This is a genomic window from Aquimarina rhodophyticola, from assembly GCF_042434915.1.
Taxonomy (GTDB): domain Bacteria; phylum Bacteroidota; class Bacteroidia; order Flavobacteriales; family Flavobacteriaceae; genus Aquimarina.
Map to the genome: position 1 here is coordinate 456,062 of NZ_CP170198.1, position 16,896 is coordinate 472,957.

16 protein-coding genes are annotated in these 16,896 nt (G+C 32.9%); 8 read left to right on the plus strand and 8 right to left on the minus strand.

What is annotated here, in order from left to right; all coding sequences use genetic code 11:
- Positions 1-546, minus strand: a complete 546-nt coding sequence (locus tag ACE939_RS02050) for a pyridoxamine 5'-phosphate oxidase family protein (protein WP_378187119.1) — start codon at positions 544-546, stop codon at positions 1-3.
- A gap of 64 nt (positions 547-610) precedes the next feature.
- The gene (locus tag ACE939_RS02055) at positions 611-1,312 is read right to left on the minus strand and encodes a hypothetical protein (protein WP_378187120.1); all 702 of its coding nucleotides are present in this window, start codon (positions 1,310-1,312) and stop codon (positions 611-613) included.
- 199 nt (positions 1,313-1,511) lie between these two features.
- Between ACE939_RS02055 and guaA the strand changes: the two genes are divergently transcribed.
- The 4 genes from guaA to ACE939_RS02075 all read left to right on the plus strand — a co-directional run bounded on the left by guaA (position 1,512) and on the right by ACE939_RS02075 (position 6,386).
- Positions 1,512-3,041 carry a glutamine-hydrolyzing GMP synthase gene (gene guaA, locus ACE939_RS02060; protein WP_378187121.1) on the plus strand — a complete coding sequence of 510 codons (1,530 nt, stop codon included), beginning with the start codon at positions 1,512-1,514 and terminating at the stop codon, positions 3,039-3,041.
- Positions 3,042-3,115: 74 nt separating this feature from the next.
- The gene (locus ACE939_RS02065; RefSeq protein WP_378187122.1) at positions 3,116-5,266 is read left to right on the plus strand and encodes a LysM peptidoglycan-binding domain-containing protein; all 2,151 of its coding nucleotides are present in this window, start codon (positions 3,116-3,118) and stop codon (positions 5,264-5,266) included.
- 347 nt (positions 5,267-5,613) lie between these two features.
- The gene (locus ACE939_RS02070) at positions 5,614-6,147 is read left to right on the plus strand and encodes a hypothetical protein (protein WP_378187123.1); all 534 of its coding nucleotides are present in this window, start codon (positions 5,614-5,616) and stop codon (positions 6,145-6,147) included.
- 14 nt (positions 6,148-6,161) lie between these two features.
- Complete coding sequence (locus tag ACE939_RS02075; RefSeq protein ID WP_378187124.1) at positions 6,162-6,386, plus strand: DUF3820 family protein; 225 nt, start codon at positions 6,162-6,164, stop codon at positions 6,384-6,386.
- Between the two features lie 81 nt (positions 6,387-6,467).
- Here ACE939_RS02075 and lysA read toward each other — a convergent pair whose 3' ends face one another.
- A complete protein-coding gene (gene lysA, locus ACE939_RS02080; protein WP_378187125.1) occupies positions 6,468-7,697 on the minus strand; it encodes a diaminopimelate decarboxylase in 1,230 nt (409 codons plus the stop codon).
- Between the two features lie 160 nt (positions 7,698-7,857).
- Here lysA and ACE939_RS02085 point away from each other — a divergent pair, with 160 nt between their 5' ends.
- Both ACE939_RS02085 and sucC read left to right on the plus strand, forming a co-directional pair.
- Positions 7,858-8,496 carry an LON peptidase substrate-binding domain-containing protein gene (locus ACE939_RS02085; protein WP_378187127.1) on the plus strand — a complete coding sequence of 213 codons (639 nt, stop codon included), beginning with the start codon at positions 7,858-7,860 and terminating at the stop codon, positions 8,494-8,496.
- A 182-nt stretch (positions 8,497-8,678) separates the two neighbouring features.
- Positions 8,679-9,872 carry an ADP-forming succinate--CoA ligase subunit beta gene (gene sucC, locus ACE939_RS02090; protein WP_378187128.1) on the plus strand — a complete coding sequence of 398 codons (1,194 nt, stop codon included), beginning with the start codon at positions 8,679-8,681 and terminating at the stop codon, positions 9,870-9,872.
- 82 nt (positions 9,873-9,954) lie between these two features.
- Here the strand turns inward: sucC and ACE939_RS02095 are convergent, their stop codons facing one another.
- A complete protein-coding gene (locus ACE939_RS02095) occupies positions 9,955-10,230 on the minus strand; it encodes a DUF1456 family protein (RefSeq protein WP_378187129.1) in 276 nt (91 codons plus the stop codon).
- Between the two features lie 77 nt (positions 10,231-10,307).
- On the opposite strand from ACE939_RS02095, the gene ACE939_RS02100 reads away from it, so the two are divergent.
- Entirely contained in the window at positions 10,308-10,709 is a 402-nt protein-coding gene (locus ACE939_RS02100; RefSeq protein ID WP_378187130.1) for a TerB family tellurite resistance protein, read from the plus strand.
- A 25-nt stretch (positions 10,710-10,734) separates the two neighbouring features.
- On the opposite strand, the gene ACE939_RS02105 is transcribed toward ACE939_RS02100, so the two are convergent.
- The gene (locus ACE939_RS02105; RefSeq protein WP_378187131.1) at positions 10,735-11,784 is read right to left on the minus strand and encodes a PAS domain S-box protein; all 1,050 of its coding nucleotides are present in this window, start codon (positions 11,782-11,784) and stop codon (positions 10,735-10,737) included.
- A gap of 272 nt (positions 11,785-12,056) precedes the next feature.
- On the opposite strand from ACE939_RS02105, the gene ACE939_RS02110 reads away from it, so the two are divergent.
- A complete protein-coding gene (locus ACE939_RS02110; protein WP_378187132.1) occupies positions 12,057-12,497 on the plus strand; it encodes an Hsp20/alpha crystallin family protein in 441 nt (146 codons plus the stop codon).
- A gap of 62 nt (positions 12,498-12,559) precedes the next feature.
- On the opposite strand, the gene ACE939_RS02115 is transcribed toward ACE939_RS02110, so the two are convergent.
- The 3 genes from ACE939_RS02115 to uvrB all read right to left on the minus strand — a co-directional run bounded on the left by ACE939_RS02115 (position 12,560) and on the right by uvrB (position 16,643).
- Positions 12,560-12,961 carry a response regulator gene (locus ACE939_RS02115; protein WP_378187133.1) on the minus strand — a complete coding sequence of 134 codons (402 nt, stop codon included), beginning with the start codon at positions 12,959-12,961 and terminating at the stop codon, positions 12,560-12,562.
- A gap of 2 nt (positions 12,962-12,963) precedes the next feature.
- Entirely contained in the window at positions 12,964-14,415 is a 1,452-nt protein-coding gene (locus ACE939_RS02120; protein ID WP_378187134.1) for a PAS domain S-box protein, read from the minus strand.
- Between the two features lie 224 nt (positions 14,416-14,639).
- On the minus strand, positions 14,640-16,643 hold the full coding sequence (uvrB, locus tag ACE939_RS02125; RefSeq protein ID WP_378187135.1) for an excinuclease ABC subunit UvrB: 2,004 nt from the start codon (positions 16,641-16,643) through the stop codon (positions 14,640-14,642).
- Between the last annotated feature and the right edge of the window lie 253 nt (positions 16,644-16,896).

Sequence of the window (16,896 nt, forward strand, 5' to 3'; positions counted from 1 at the left end):
TTATGGAGCTATAAAAACACCTTTCCATTCATTTTTTAATAGCTTAAACTGCACACGTATATGATTTGGACGTTTTAAACGTAAATATTCTATCTCGTCTGGAATAAACTTCAAGGCGGTAAAAAAATGTTTTGTTTCTAAATAATCAATAGCAGTTGGATCTTTAAGGGTTTCTCCAGGAGTTTGCTGCGTAGTGTAGTCCTTTTTGGAGGGATCTGGAATTTGTTCCCAGATTTTTTTTAGGGTAAATGGATCTGTTACAAGATGTGCAGTTGCTTTGATGGATAATTGTATAAAACGATTTCTGTCCAAAAAAAGAAGACTTACTTTTTGATTTTGTTGTAGATGTGTTATTTTTTTGGAACGCTTATCGGTATAGGCATATAGATGTAAGTTAGTATCTAGATCCCTTAAAACTACAGTGCGTACGTGTGGAATATTATTAGAATCATTTGTGGCTAAAGCAAAATATCGAAACGGATGATCTTTTTGTGTTATAGCAGTCTTTAAATCTTGTTGTATCGCCTTAAAAATTAAATCAATCATGTTCTTAAAGTTATTTACTAGAATCTAAGGTATTTATAATCATAAACTATTACTATGAGATAAATCATTTCCATACAGAATTTTCTAACCAATTAACAGCAGTACTTAATTCGTCCACATAGTCACATGCTTTGATATGAGTTTTATCAATTGCACTATGAAAAGTCAACTTTGAACCGATTTTACGTGCCTCAGTTATTCTTTTTTGAACTTTCTTAAATGAGAAAAGTTGATCTTTGGTACCTTGAATTACGTAGGTAGGTGTTGTAATGATCTCATTTGTTTTGCCGCTAGATGCCATCAAAATAAAAGCAGAAAAAGGAGTATTGGGATCTTGTGCTCGTTCCCAACCAGCCAAGGCGCCATTACTATAACCGATTAAAACAATTTTATCAGGATCAATAGGCCAATGCTGTTTGGCCAAAAAAATAAAATCATCAATTCGTTTTTGTAAATATGTTAGGCTCCAGGTTCTCCATGCTCCCGATGGACTAAAAATAAAACTTTCTATGGTGCTGAATGCAGGAGCCACTAAACAATTGCTAAATTTTAGATGATTTTTACTGGCTACTCCGCCATGCAGTGAAATAAATAGAGGATAACGTTTGTTAGGTTCAAGTTTAGGAGATTTTAAATTAAATTTCCAATCAGATTTGTTGTCTAACGTTGTAATGGATCCATTCGTTTCGGTTGAATCAATTGGTATGGAAAGAAAAGAAGTTGTTTCTAGACTGAGTTTGTTTTTAGTCAAAAATTTCTTACTCATACAGCTACTATAACCTAGGCCGCATAGAAGAATAATAAAAATGAATTTCACTTGTATAGCGTGCATGTGTTTTTTAGATAAAGGTAAGTACATGTAAGTTTTTTTAAGCGTTAGAGTCTATGTTTATAAAAATATTAACGAAGTGAAAAATTAAGTCATTTAGGATTTCGGAGTTCTTAATTTAATTTTATTTTTGCCTATGCAAAACAACGTACTCATTTTAGATTTTGGATCACAATATACTCAGTTAATCGCTAGACGGGTTAGAGAGTTGAACATCTATTGTGAAATCCATCCGTATCATAAGCTTCCCGAAAATGTTTCGGACTTTAAAGCTGTAATTTTATCAGGATCCCCATTCTCTGTTAGATCAGAAGATGCGCCACATCCCGATCTATCAAAAATAAGAGGAAAACTACCTTTATTGGCCATCTGTTATGGTGCACAATATTTAGCACATTTTCATGGAGGACAAGTAGCGCCATCGGCTACTAGAGAGTATGGTAGAGCTAATCTTTCTATTTTGATCAAAGAAGACCAGTTTTTTGAAGGGATTAACGATGGTTCTCAGGTTTGGATGAGTCATAGTGATACCATAAAAGATTTACCAAAAAATGGAGTGCGTTTGGCATCAACCACAGACGTAGCAAATGCTGCTTATAAAATTGAAGGAGAACAAACCTATGCAATCCAATTTCATCCAGAAGTATATCACTCAACAGATGGAAAACAACTTTTGGATAATTTTTTAATAAAAATCGCTGGAGTAACTCCAGATTGGACACCTGACGCTTTTGTAGAAACCACCGTTGCCGAGTTGAAAGAAAAAATAGGAAACGAGAAAGTGGTTTTAGGATTAAGCGGGGGCGTCGACTCTACGGTAGCAGCTATATTATTACATAAAGCAATAGGTAGTAATTTACATTGTATATTTGTAAATAACGGATTATTGCGTAAGGATGAGTTTTCGTCGGTACTTAAACAGTATGAAGGGATGGGACTTAATGTTAAGGGAGTTGATGCTTCGGCACGCTTTTTGGATGCGTTAGCGGGAAAAAGTGATCCAGAAGAGAAAAGAAAAACCATCGGAAATTCTTTTATCGAAGTTTTTGATGATGAGTCACATCAAATTGAAGACGCAAAATGGTTAGGACAGGGTACAATTTATCCTGATGTTATAGAATCTGTTTCGGTTAATGGTCCCTCTGTAACTATCAAGTCTCATCACAATGTAGGAGGATTACCAGATTTTATGAAATTAAAAATAGTAGAACCTTTACGTATGTTATTTAAAGATGAGGTACGACGTGTAGGAGCTTCTTTAGGAATTGATCCTTTATTGTTGGGCAGACATCCATTTCCAGGACCTGGATTGGCCATTCGGATTTTGGGAGATATTACAGCAGAAAAAGTACGTGTTTTGCAAGAAGTTGATGCCATATTTATTAATGGTCTACGAGCAAACGGTTTGTATGATAAGGTATGGCAAGCAGGGGCAATTTTACTACCCGTAAATACAGTTGGTGTTATGGGGGATGAACGAACCTATGAAAATTGTGTAGCTTTACGTGCAGTAGAAAGTACAGATGGAATGACAGCCGATTGGGTAAATTTACCATATGAGTTTTTACAAAAGACCTCAAACGAGATAATAAATAGAGTAAAAGGCGTTAATAGAGTAGTATACGATATTAGTTCAAAACCACCAGCAACTATAGAATGGGAGTAGTCCTGTAATGATACTAGTTAAGTGTAGGGATTGTGAAATAAACGTTTTTAAAATAAATTAATACAACGATAGGGATGAAAAAAATATTGTTTTTCTGTGCTTTATTTTGCATGTTCACCACCACAATATATGCGCAGCAATATAAAAGTCATAAGGTAGCTAAAGGAGAAAATGTTTTTAGAATTGCAAAACGATATAATACAACTTCTGAAGCTATTTATAGAATAAACCCTACTGCAAAAGATGGGATCAAAGAAGGGCAAATTCTTGCAATTCCAATTACTAATAATCAAGAATTCAAAACTCATGTAGTAGGAGAGGGGGATACAGTATATAATATCGCCAAACGTTATGGAATTACCACAGCCGAGGTTTTTATTTACAATCCAGAAGCTCGTAATGGAATAAATCTTGGTGAAATTTTAAGAGTAGGAAAATTACCTCAATCAAATGCAGCTGGGGTCGATACCGATGATCCGACGGGAAAGCAAGCTATTTTGGATAGTTTAAAAGTTGTGCCAGAGCCAAAGGTTGTCAGCTTTAAAATACATAAAGTAGAACGTAAAGAAACTTTGTACGGTATTGCAAGACAGTATAACATTACTATCGATGAAATTAAAAAGCATAATAAAAGATTATATTCTGAAGAAATTAAGAAACGGGATAAACTTAGAATCCCCGTGTATGAAAATAGTGCAACTGTAACTAAACAGGATGATAGCTTAATTAGAGGTGTTTCTAAAACGACTAGTTATACAATTCAACCAAAGGATACAAAATTTGGTATTGCTCGCAAACATGGTATATCGGTTAGCGATTTAGAAAAACTTAATCCCGCAATGGATCCAGATTTTCCGATCGGTATGCAAATTACTGTTCCTAGTACTGTATTTGTTGGATACGAAGAATTATTGGACTCTGGTTTTGAATTGTATCAAATTAAGCCAAAAGAGACGATGTTCTCTCTAGTACGTAGATTAGATATTTCGTCTGACTCATTACTTGCAATTAATCCTTACATAAAAGACGGGCTCAAGGCAGGTATGGTAATTACAGTTCCAAAACCAAAAATTAAAGACTCTATTGCCTTTGATTTTGCCGAGGGGCAATCTATCAACTTAGAACGTAAGTTGTATAACTTTATACCCAAAAAAATCGCTGTAATGTTACCTTTCAGTCTAGATTCACTTAATATGAATCAACGTCAGGATACAGAGGATTTTTTGAAAGCAAAGCGAGGAACTCGCGTAGCACTCGATTTCTATAGTGGTGTTTTGACAGCAATAGATTCTGCAAAGGAAAAGGGTATCACTGTAGAACTTAATGTTTTTGACACCAAAAAAAATAACAATGCTTCCTATCTCAAAAAAATTATCAGAGAAAATAATTTTAAGGACATGAATGCAGTTATAGGTCCGCTGTATCAAGCTAACGTAGAACTAGTTGCTGAAGAGTTAAAGTCTTATGATGTGCCAGTGTTCTCGCCGATAACCAAAAAAGAGTCTAAGTTATACGGAAATTTCTTTCAAACACGTCCATCGGATATAATGCTTCAAGAAAAGGTTATAACCTATGTTCAAAAAGATACGATAGATAAAAATATTATTCTTATCGTTCAACAGGGTAAAAAATTTGAAGCAGTAAGACAAAAACTTATAGATGCATTTCCTACAGCAAAAGTTGCCAAAATTCAAGAAGGTAACTTTCTTTATGAAGAAGATTTATTGAAAGTTTTGGATGAGAACAAACCAAACTGGGTATTTTTAGAATCAGATGATATTGCCATGATAAGTAATGTAACACCTTTACTTAATGCAAAATTTGAAAGTCATAAAATTACTCTATTTACAACAGATAAAAATGCTGCCTTTGAAAATGATAGCGTAAATAATGTGCATTTATCAAATTTACATTTACATTTCCCCTCTATAGACAAGGAGTACGAAGACGATTCAAATAAACGTATACCATTTGTTGAACGCTATAAAAGAAAATATGGAGTTGCACCCAATAAGTATGCTGTGAGAGGCTATGATATAACTTATGATATTTTGATGCGTTTAGGTACCGCAGACAATGTATATCAAGCAGCCACTTATGAAGGAACAACAGAGTACGTAGAGAATAAATTTAATTATGCCAAGAAGGTTTCTGGAGGATATTATAACAAAGCTTCCTACTTAATTCGATTCGATGAAAACCTGAAATTAACAGCAGTCGAATAATAAAAACTTAAACTTTATCCATTTTTAAATTGATTTGAAAATTAATTTTAATAACTGGAATAAAAGTTACATTTTTGTAATTCAATGGCTTAATGCTATAAAATTTTTATTTTTGATTCAATCTTATTGTAGTTAGAATAATTTTTTAGTATTATGGTATGAAAATTGATTTTGTTAAACTAAATTTAGTTTTTCTTAAGTATCCACTTATTGGTTGCTAGGTTAAATTAAAAAAATGTATTAATTTAAGAATAAATTGCCGTAACTGTATGCAATACTGTGCCCCGTATTGTTAGATTGTTGAAGGTGATATTTAATGAAAATGTGTAGGGCATAATTTTATAATTATGAGTAATTTTTTTACTATACTTTTATCTATATTTTTTTTAAATAATGGTTATGTTGAAAGATTTTCTTATACCGAAAAAAGTACATTAGATTGGTCTGATTTTCGTGGAGATCCTAGAATGGATAATGATTTTGACGCCAGTGTTAATACAGGAATTACCTACCAATGGTCCTACAGTAAAGATAAGGAGGCGATAGAGCTTAAATATGATGTTGATAGCTTTTGTTACCCACTACTATCATGGGTAAAGAAAGGGCAAATGACAGACTATCTTTTGGCACATGAGCAATTACATTTTGACATTTCTGAACTGCATGCTCGAATTATGCGAAAACGATTAAAGGAGTATCAGCCTGGAAAAAACATAAGACGAGATTTAAATAAAATGTATAAGCTTGTAGAGCGTATGAGAACCAATATGCAAGAACAATATGATCTCGAAACTGATCATTCACGAAATAAGGTAAGCCAAAAGAAATGGGAAGCTAAAGTGAAGCGATTAATTCAATACTATAGTAAGTATGCTAAATAAATAAGTGTTTGTTTATGGACACTGACTCGCAAAAAGCATTTTTAGTTAAATTAGCTACTGCCAAAATGCCTTACGGTAAATTTAAAGGTTATTTTTTAATTGATTTGCCAGAATATTATATTGTATGGTATCATACAAAAGGGTTTCCTTCGGGAACCTTGGGTAAACAACTTCAAACTATTTACGAGTTAAAATTAAATGGACTAGAATATTTGATTAGAAATATTAGAAAAATGTAATTGATGTTATTTTCATTTTATTCAGTAAAAAAAGCTCCAACTAAATATTTAATTGGAGCTTTTTTTTGATTTTTATTTATGTTAGTTTACCATAGTGGCCTCTGCGTTAATCTCTATTTCTACTTGGTTATGTAAAAGATCATCAAATACTTCTCTTTTGCGAATCAAATGAGCAGAGTTGTTGTGCCATAATACTTCTGCTGGTCGATACCTTGAGTTGTAATTACTTGACATTGTAAAACAATAAGCTCCTGCATTTTTGACGGCAAGAATGTCTCCTTCATTTATTTCTGAGATCCTTCGATTTGTAGCAAATGTATCTGTTTCACATATGTATCCGACTACCGAGTAAAAACGTTCTTTACCATTAGGATTGCTAATATTAATAATTTCGTGATGAGAATTATATAACATAGGTCGTATTAAATGGTTAAATCCACTATCTACGCCAGCAAAAACTGTAGAAGTAGTCTGTTTTACAACATTAACTTTGGTTAAAAAATAACCAGCTTCACTTACAAGAAATTTTCCTGGTTCAAACCCTAATGTTAGATCTTTACCATACTCTTTGCAAAAAGCATTAAAACGCTTAGTTAATTTTTGCCCTAATTCTTCAATATTTGTTTCAATATCATTTGGTTTATATGGAACTTTAAAACCACTACCAAAATCTATAAAATCAAGATCTTTAAAGTGTTTTGCAGTATCAAATAAAATTTGGCTTGCATACAAGAACACTTCAATATCAAGAATATCACTACCAGTATGCATATGAACCCCATTAACATGCATTCCTGTGTTTTCAACGATACGTAATACATGAGGAATTTGGTGAACTGAAATTCCAAATTTACTATCGATGTGTCCAACCGAAATATTACTATTACCGCCAGCCATTACATGTGGATTAATACGTATACAAACAGGTGTTTTTGGATATTTTGTTCCAAATTGCTCCAGTATCGAGAGGTTGTCAATATTTATTTGAACACCCATTTTTGACACACTTTCAATTTCTTCTAGCGAGACGCCATTTGGTGTGTATATAATATTTTCTGGTGCAAAACCAGCATGTAATCCCAAACGTACTTCTTGAATAGACACTGTGTCCAAACCTGCACCAAAAGATTTCATTAATTTAAGGATCGAAACATTAGAAAGAGCTTTTACCGCATAGTTAAACTTCACCTGTTTAACCTTATTAAATGCGTTTGCTAGTCGGTCATATTGCTCAGCAATTTTGGCAGAATCATATACATACACTGGATTTCCAAATTGTTCTGCGATCTCTAATAAATCTGAATTCTTCATGGCATTATAATTTAAGGATACGAAAGTACTATTTTATATTAAAATTTCTTCTTTTTGTACCTCAAAAACATAACATATCACACTTTTGAAGCGACGTTCATTTTTTTTAACTCTCATTTATGAAGCATAAGAATGGAGAATCACTAATTTTAGAATAAAAATGCGATTAGCACTATTTCCACTACCCTCGGTTGTTTATCCAGGAGAACGAGTACCACTCCATATATTCGAGCCCAGGTATAAGGAACTTATAAAAGAGATTAATAATTCCAAAAGTACTTTTGGAATACCTGTGTATATTAATAAGGTAAAAGCATATGGAACCGAAGTAGCATTAGAACGAATCGAAAACACGTATAAAGAGGGGGAGATTGATATTTTATGTACTGGAAAGCGTATTTTTAAAATTGATAAATTTTATAAGCAATTACCAGGCAAACTTTATGCAGGAGGAGATGTTCTTTTTCAAGAGAATGATGTTATTACCTCTCAATCATTACAGGCAGAAGTATTACATACTATACATAAACTCTATATAGAACTTAGTATTGATAATGCTCCATCTTTTAATCTTCCAATTACAAGTTATCAAGTCGCGCACAAAATAGGTTTATCAATACAGCAAGAGTACCAGTTATTAACACTATTTAATGAGATTGAGAGGTTGCAATTTATACTGAATCATCTTAGGATTACGTTGCCTGTTATTAAAGAAATTAATCGAACCAAGACTGTAATTCAAATGAATGGTCACTTTAAAAATTTTGACCCCTTAGATTTTGAAGATTTTGAAATGTGATTGAAAAATTAGTGGTATACTAGTGTAATCATTGAGTCTACTATTGTTCATTTTAACAAAAGCCCGAAAACTGGAAATAACGGTCAAAAAGTTACAAATACTTTTTTAAGGTAAAAGATTGGCACAGTTACCTCACTTTTCATATTTTTGGAACTCCTATTAAAAAGGTAAAAAATAAAACTATGAATTTACACGAGTATCAGGGTAAACAAATATTAAGCAGCTTTGGTGTACGCATTCAGCGTGGTATAGTTGCACACAATGCAAAAGAAGCAGTTGCTGCGGCTAAACAGCTCACAGAAGAAACCGGTACAGGATGGCACGTGATCAAAGCACAAGTACATGCTGGTGGACGTGGTAAAGGCGGTGGTGTAAAACTGGCTAAAAATTTAAAAGATGTTGAAGAAATTGCAGGACAAATAATCGGAATGAATCTGATCACTCCTCAAACTTCGGCAGAAGGTAAAAAAGTACATCAAGTATTGGTTGCAGAGGATGTCTATTATCCTGGAGATAGCGAACCAGATGAGTTTTATATGTCAGTATTATTAAATAGAACTTCTGGTCGTAATATGATAATGTATTCAACCGAAGGAGGTATGGATATTGAAACAGTTGCAGAAGAGACACCACATTTAATTTTTACAGAAGAAATTGATCCAACAGTAGGTTTGTTACCTTTCCAGGCACGTCGTATAGCGTTTAACTTAGGTTTGAGCGGAGTGGCTTTTAAGGAAATGACAAAATTCGTTGCGAATCTGTACAAAGCATATGTCGAATCTGATTCTTCACTTTTTGAAATCAACCCAGTATTAAAAACTAGTGATAGTAAAATTATGGCGGTTGATGCCAAGGTTACCTTAGACGAAAATGCACTGTATAGACATAAAGATTATGTCGAAATGCGTGATATACGTGAAGAAAATCCAATTGAAGTTGAAGCTAAAGAAGTTGGACTTAATTACGTTGATCTTGATGGAAATGTTGGATGTATGGTCAATGGAGCAGGTCTTGCCATGGCTACTATGGATTTAATAAAGCAAGCAGGTGGCGAGCCAGCTAATTTTCTGGACGTTGGAGGTACTGCGGATGCAAAACGTGTTGAAGAAGCTTTTAGACTAATTCTAAAAGACGAAAATGTAAAAGCTATTTTAATTAATATCTTTGGTGGTATTGTTAGATGTGATCGTGTTGCTCAAGGTGTTGTTGACGCTTATAAAAACATGGGAGATGCTATCAAGGTGCCAATTATCGTTAGATTGCAAGGTACAAATGCCGATATTGCCAAAGAGCTAATCGATACTAGTGGATTAGATGTGCAAAGTGCAGTTGAGTTCCAAGAAGCTGCTGACAAAGTACAGGCTGTTATTGGATAGCACTTAGAGTATTGAATATATAAAAAAACGTCTAAATAAATTATTTAGACGTTTTTTTATATAATGGTATAAAATTTCTTTTCTAACTCTCTTTTTCTTTTTTGATGACAGAAGATTTGCTTGGTTTTTTTTCTGGCATCGGACCCCTTAAATGAATGATAAGACCATTTAAAAAATTCCTTAAGATCTGATCTCCACACTCCATATATTTGGGGTGATTTTCATTTCTAAAAAAAGCTCCTAACTCACTTTTTGTAACTTTAAAATCTACTAGTGAGCAAATTTTTACTATATCATCGTCTCTTAATTTGTGAGCGACTCTCAATTTTTTAAAAATATCATTATTTGTTAATCCCATTGGTCAAAGATAAGTATTTTTAAACATTAAAAAGCCTCGATTTTTGACAGGTAGTTTTAGTTCAATAAAATAAATGGATGTATAAGAAAGAAGAAAAACTAAGCCTCTTGTCAGAAATGCTCAATTTTGCCAAAATAGATGGTGTGTTAAGATCTATAGAATATGAATTTATTGTTGCGGTGGCTAGGCAATTAGAAATTACTAAGGATGAAGTTGATAGGATTTCTAATACAAACGTAAAAAGTACAGCCTTACCTTTAGAATCTCAAAGAATACTACAGTTTCACCGTTTAACACTTTTAATGAATATCGATGGTAACGCTAGCGAAGATGAAATTAATCGGATCAAACAAATTGGTTTAAAAATGGGTTTACGGCCAGAAGCGATGGATACCGTTTTGAGTGAAATGCATAAATATCCAAATCAAATTATACCACCCGACGAATTGGTTGCTATTTTTACAAAGTTTTACAACTAACAGAATAATTGTCAAAGCACTGTCATTAAATTTTAATAGTAAATGTTGTGCCTTTCATCTCTTTACTTTCTACCGTAATTGCACCACCAAGAGCATTTATTTGGGATTTTGTTATAAATAATCCAAAACCTTTTGAATCTGGATGGTTATGAAAAGTGTTTTTGAGTCCAAAAATTTTGTGGCCGTAGCGTTTAAGATTAATACCTAAACCATTGTCCGTAAAATGTAACATCGTATTATTTGCATTACGTTCGGAAATTATCTTAATAACAGGATCAATGGCAGGATTGCGATAACGAATGGAATTAGAAATTAGATTATAAAAAATATTTTCAAGATATGTTCTGCTATACTTTATACTGGGTACTTGGGTAAAATCAGTGATTATTGTAACGTTGTTATCGGTGATCATCTGAGTGAGATGCCGCTTGGCACTGGCAAGAGTTTGATTCAAATCAATAGTTTGCTTTTTAATGTTAACTTTTCGATTAATCTGGATCGTTCTAACCAATTGTCGTAAAGTTTCATTAAGAGTAAGTGACGAGTTTTCTAGTAAATCTATATATTCTAATTGCGAAGGAGCAGGATCGGTTTGCTTGAGAAAATCCGAAAGCATCATTATATTAGATACAGGTGATCTTAAATTATGTGAAATGATATAAGCAAAGTCTTCAAGTTGTCGATTACGTTGACTTAGTTCTCTCACTAAACATTCTAATTCATTTTTGTCCTCTTTAAACTCTGTAATGTCTCTTGCTATGGCAAATAAATCCCCAGTGGTTTGAAAAGGAGTAGCACTCCACTCTAACCAAATATAAGTACCATCTGCCTTTACAAATCGATTTTCGAAGAGTACCGAGGGTTGTCCTTTTTTTAATTTATTAACTTCAACTGCTGTGATTCTTTGATCATCTTGATGTATGAAATCTGTAAAGGGATGAGAGGTTAAGGTTTCCATCGAATAACCAAGTTTTTGACACCATTGCGAATTTACCTTTTTCAAAAATCCGTTGATGTTAGCAATGCACAACAAATCTTGACTCATCTCAAATAAAGCTTTGTATTCTTCTTCCATTAAGGGGGATGGGGATATTAATCCATGGTTAGGTATAAAAATATAAAATTAATTAACAAAAAATTAATATTTACTACACAATATTTCATATTTCAGTTATTTATCGTTTGATAAGCGAAACTGTGTGTCTGAAATACATAAATTATTCTAATAATGACAAAATTACAGTATTTATTACTTAAAAAATGACACAATGTCGTATAATTACTTTTGGCTTTTATTTTGCTTATATGGTAACAAGAACTATAAAATTAATTTTAAAAATATACATTATGAGTTTAGTAAAAAGAACAGAAAAAATGCCTTTCATGTTAGAAGATTTTTTTAATACAGATTGGTTAGGTGGTACCGTTAGTCAAAGTCGTATAGGATTTAATGTTCCTGCGGTTAATGTTATCGAAAATGATGATGAGTTCATCGTTCAATTAGCTGCTCCTGGTTTAAAAAAAGAGAATTTTGCTATTGAATTAGATAATGATACGTTAACGATCTCTTCAAAAAGAAAAGAGGAGAAAGAGGATTCAATTGATGATAAAGTCAAGTTTACAAGAAAAGAGTTTACGTATACAGAGTTTAAGAGATCCTTTAATTTACCAGAATCGATCAATACTGGAGAAATATCGGCAACTTATGAGGATGGAATATTACATGCCATCTTACCCAAAAGAGAAGAGGCAAAGGTACAACCAAAACGTTTAATTGAGATTGCATAATCGTTTTATAAGTTTTATGATTTGCAAAAGATGCGTCCTTAAATCTAAGGGCGTATTTTTTTTTAAAATGTTTCCAACAGTTCCTTAAGTTGGTGTTCGTTTATAGGTTTTATCAAATAATCTGATATGCGCTCATATTCTTTTGCTCGTTCGATATCATCTGGATTATCAGATGACGATAGCACATAAATTTTAATTTCTTTTTTAAGCTTAGGTGCTATATTATTAAACTCATCCATAAATTGCCATCCATCCATGATTGGCATATTAAGGTCCAAAAGAATAAGATCTGGTAATTGCACTACACCATTAGCTACAGACTTAATAAAATTAATTGCTTCCTCTCCATTTGAAAAAATTAACAAGCGTTCTTGTTGATGCAATTGTTGAACTAGCTTTTTAATTATAAATTGATGAATTATATCATCATCAACTAAGCATAGAGATAATCTTTTATTCTTCATTTTTAAGAAGCTAGGTTTATAGTAAATATTGTTCCTTTATTAAGTTCGCTTTGAACTAGGATTTCGCCGTTCAAAGCTTCTACTTGTGATTTAGTTATAAACAACCCAAAACCTCTTGCATCTGGATGTTTATGAAATGTTTTTCTGAATCCAAAAATCTTTTCATTGTGTTTTTTTAAATCTATTCCTCTACCATTGTCTTCAAAAGTTAACTGAATAGTGTTTCCATTTTTCTTTGATTTAATTTTGATAATAGGATGTCTTTCTGGAGCTCGATATTTTATAGCGTTTGATATTAGGTTTAAAAATATACTATGTAAGTAGTCTTCTGAGCATTGAATAATTTCTATATCATTAAAATCAGTTATAATTTGTGCTTGATTAGAAAGCACTGATCCATGCAGCTGTTTTAATACATTATCACAAACCTGTCGCAGAGAAACACGCCTTACGTTCATCTCATTGGAGTGATTGATTTGAACAACATGAATTAAGTCCTCCAATGTGCTATTAAGAACTTCGGTAGAGTTTTGTATTAAATTAGCAAAATCTTCTTGATCACTCTTAAGACCACTATCTTTTAAAAATTTAGTTAATATAAAAATATTAGCTACAGGAGAGCGTAAATTATGAGAAGTAATATAAGCAAAATCCTCTAACTGTTTATTCTTGGCTTTAAGTTGCTTTAACGACTTATTTAATGCTGCTTGTTGTTTATTAATTTCGGTCTGGTCTCTTGCGATTGCAAAAATAAGTCCAGTTTCATCCACAGAGGTAGCGTTCCATTCTAAGTCCAATACCGTACCGTCCTTGGCTACATAGCGATTATTAAAATAGGATGCAGTTACGCCTTCCTTTTGTTTATGAACCATATCTATAGTTTTATCCCTATCCTCTGGATGAATAAAATTTATAAATGGAATAGCTAATACCTCTTCTTCCGAAAAACCGAACTTTTTGATCCATTGTGGATTTACTTTCTTAAAATATCCATCTGTATGTGCTATCACTATTAAATCTTGGCTTAAATTGAATAAGTCTTGAAGTTGCTGGTTTTTAAGCTTCAAAGTATATTCTGCCTCTACAAGTTTATTTTCTTTCTCTTTTATAGTAGTTTGATCTCTGGCAATAGCAAAAATATCCCCTGTTTCATTGAGAACAGAAGCGTTCCATTCTAGATAAATAATATTCCCATTTTTTGCAATATATCTATTTTCAAACTTTGAAACACTAATGCCATTTTCCTTTTGATGTTTAGCTACCAGACTAGTTTTACACTTATCGTCTGGGTGTACAAAATTTATGAAGGGTTGGGATAGAAGTTCTGCATCAGTATACCCCAAAATTAAGGACCATTGTGGATTAATTTGTTTAAAATAGCCATCCATGTTAGCTATCACAATAAGGTCTTGACTAATGTCAAAAAGCATTTTGTGGGGTAGATTTTCAGTCATAGGCAACGTATAAGTTATAAAGGTTTATGTATACGTGTTTGGTCAAGCTTATTATGGATTTTTGAGTGGTAATGTACCAATCTAGCATACTAATTCAATGAGTAGTTTAAGGGGGGTAAATAAGAATAGCTACACAATGAATAATATATTATATATGTAAAAATACAAAATACAAAACCTAAAGCATTATGTTTTTAGCGCATATTAATTAAGTTGTTACCGTATTATTGATTGGTTTCTATCTTATCTTTCATCATTTTGATTTCATCACGTAATCGCGCGGCTGTCATAAAATCCAGTTCTTTTGCAGCTTTTTCCATTTCTTTACGTACGTTACGAATTCTTGTTTCAAGCTGTTCTTTGCTATAATAAGCAGTTTCTTCTTCTGCAGCCTTTAGTGTCGGAGCATTTTCAAATTTATACGGCTCAACTTTTTTACCAGCTAAGGCACTATCCATATTCTTTTTCAACGCTGTTGGTTTTAATCCATGCTTGGTATTGTATTGGATTTGTTTGGTTCGTCTATATTGTGTTTGATCAATAGTTTTTTGCATACTATCGGTAATTTTGTCTGCATACATTATTGCCATCCCGTTTACATGACGTGCCGCACGTCCGATCGTTTGTGTTAACGAACGATTATTTCTTAAAAAACCTTCTTTATCTGCATCTAGAATCGCTACCAGCGAAACTTCTGGCAAATCAAGACCTTCTCGAAGTAAATTGACACCAATCAAAACATCAAAGAGTCCTTTTCTTAAATCTTGCATAATCTCAACCCGCTCAAGTGTATCAACATCACTATGAATATATCGACATCTAATATTGATACGGGTAAGATATTTTGTCAATTCTTCGGCCATTCTTTTTGTTAAGGTAGTGACCAAAATTCTTTCGTCTTTCTCGATTCGCTGATGCATTTCTTCGATTAAATCATCAATTTGATTTAAACTTGGTCTTACTTCGATAATAGGGTCTAAAAGGCCTGTAGGGCGTATTACTTGTTCTACATATGTGCCTTCGCTCTTTTGTAGCTCATAATCTGCAGGTGTTGCGCTAATATAAATGATTTGATTTTGCAGCGCTTCAAACTCTTCAAATTTTAAGGGCCTGTTGTCCATGGCAGCTGGTAGTCTAAAGCCGTATTCTACCAAATTTTCTTTTCGAGATCTATCTCCACCATACATAGCATGTACTTGCGGAATAGTTACATGACTTTCATCAACAAGCATTAAATAATCATCTGGAAAATAATCTAATAGACAAAAGGGTCGTGTACCTGGTAATCTGCCATCGAGATACCTTGAGTAATTTTCAATACCAGAACAATAGCCGAGTTCACGTATCATCTCTAAATCAAAATTGGTACGCTCTTCTAAGCGTTTTGCTTCCAAAGGTTTTCCTATTTCTTTAAAATACTCGACTTGCTTTCCTAAATCAATACTAATTTGATTAATAGCGCCATTTAAAACATCGGGAGATGTTACAAACATATTGGCAGGGTATACGGTGAGGCGATCATATTTCTCAATAATTTCGTTAGTCTTAACATCAAAAGCCTCAATTTCTTCGATTTCATCTCCAAAAAAATGAACTCGAAAAGCATCATCTGCATAGCCAGGAAAAATGTCAACTGTATCTCCTTTAATCCTAAAATTACCGTTTTTAAATTCAGCTTCAGTTCTAGAGTATAAACTTTGTACTAGTCGATGGAGTAAGGCCGTTCTTGAAACGAACTGTCCTTTTTGAATAGAGATAACATTCTTTTGAAATTCTATTGGATTTCCAATTCCGTAGATGCAAGATACCGATGCTACGACAAGGACATCACGTCTGCCAGATAATAAGGAAGAGGTTGTGCTTAAACGTAGTTTTTCTATTTCTTCATTGATAGATAAATCTTTTTCAATAAAAGTTCCAGAGGTAGGGATGTAGGCTTCGGGTTGATAATAATCGTAATATGAAACAAAATATTCTACCGCATTATTCGGAAAAAAATGTTTAAACTCTGAATATAACTGGGCTGCCAAAGTTTTGTTATGCGCCAGTACTAAGGTTGGTTTTTGAACTTTTTCAATTACATTAGCTGCGGTGAATGTTTTACCCGAACCTGTTACTCCTAATAAAGTTTGATGTTTTTCGCCCGCTAATAAACCTTCGGATAATTGTTTTATCGCAGTAGGTTGATCACCGGTGGGTTCAAAATCTGAAGCTATCTGAAATTTCATAGATGTATTTTCTTTTTATACTAAGATAAGTAAAGCAAAACATACAGCTAATGCAATACTGTGAAACTTCTTTTAATTTTTATGAATAAGCAAGATTAACTTTTGTATTGATTTTAAAAAATGAATCCATGCATTGCGTTCACAGGTAATAGCCCAGCATTATAAATGAACTAATCTATAAGTGCATTCGTATCACAGCGTTTAGTATAGAAGTAACGTTTATAACTGAGAGCATATTGTTTAGATATAGATA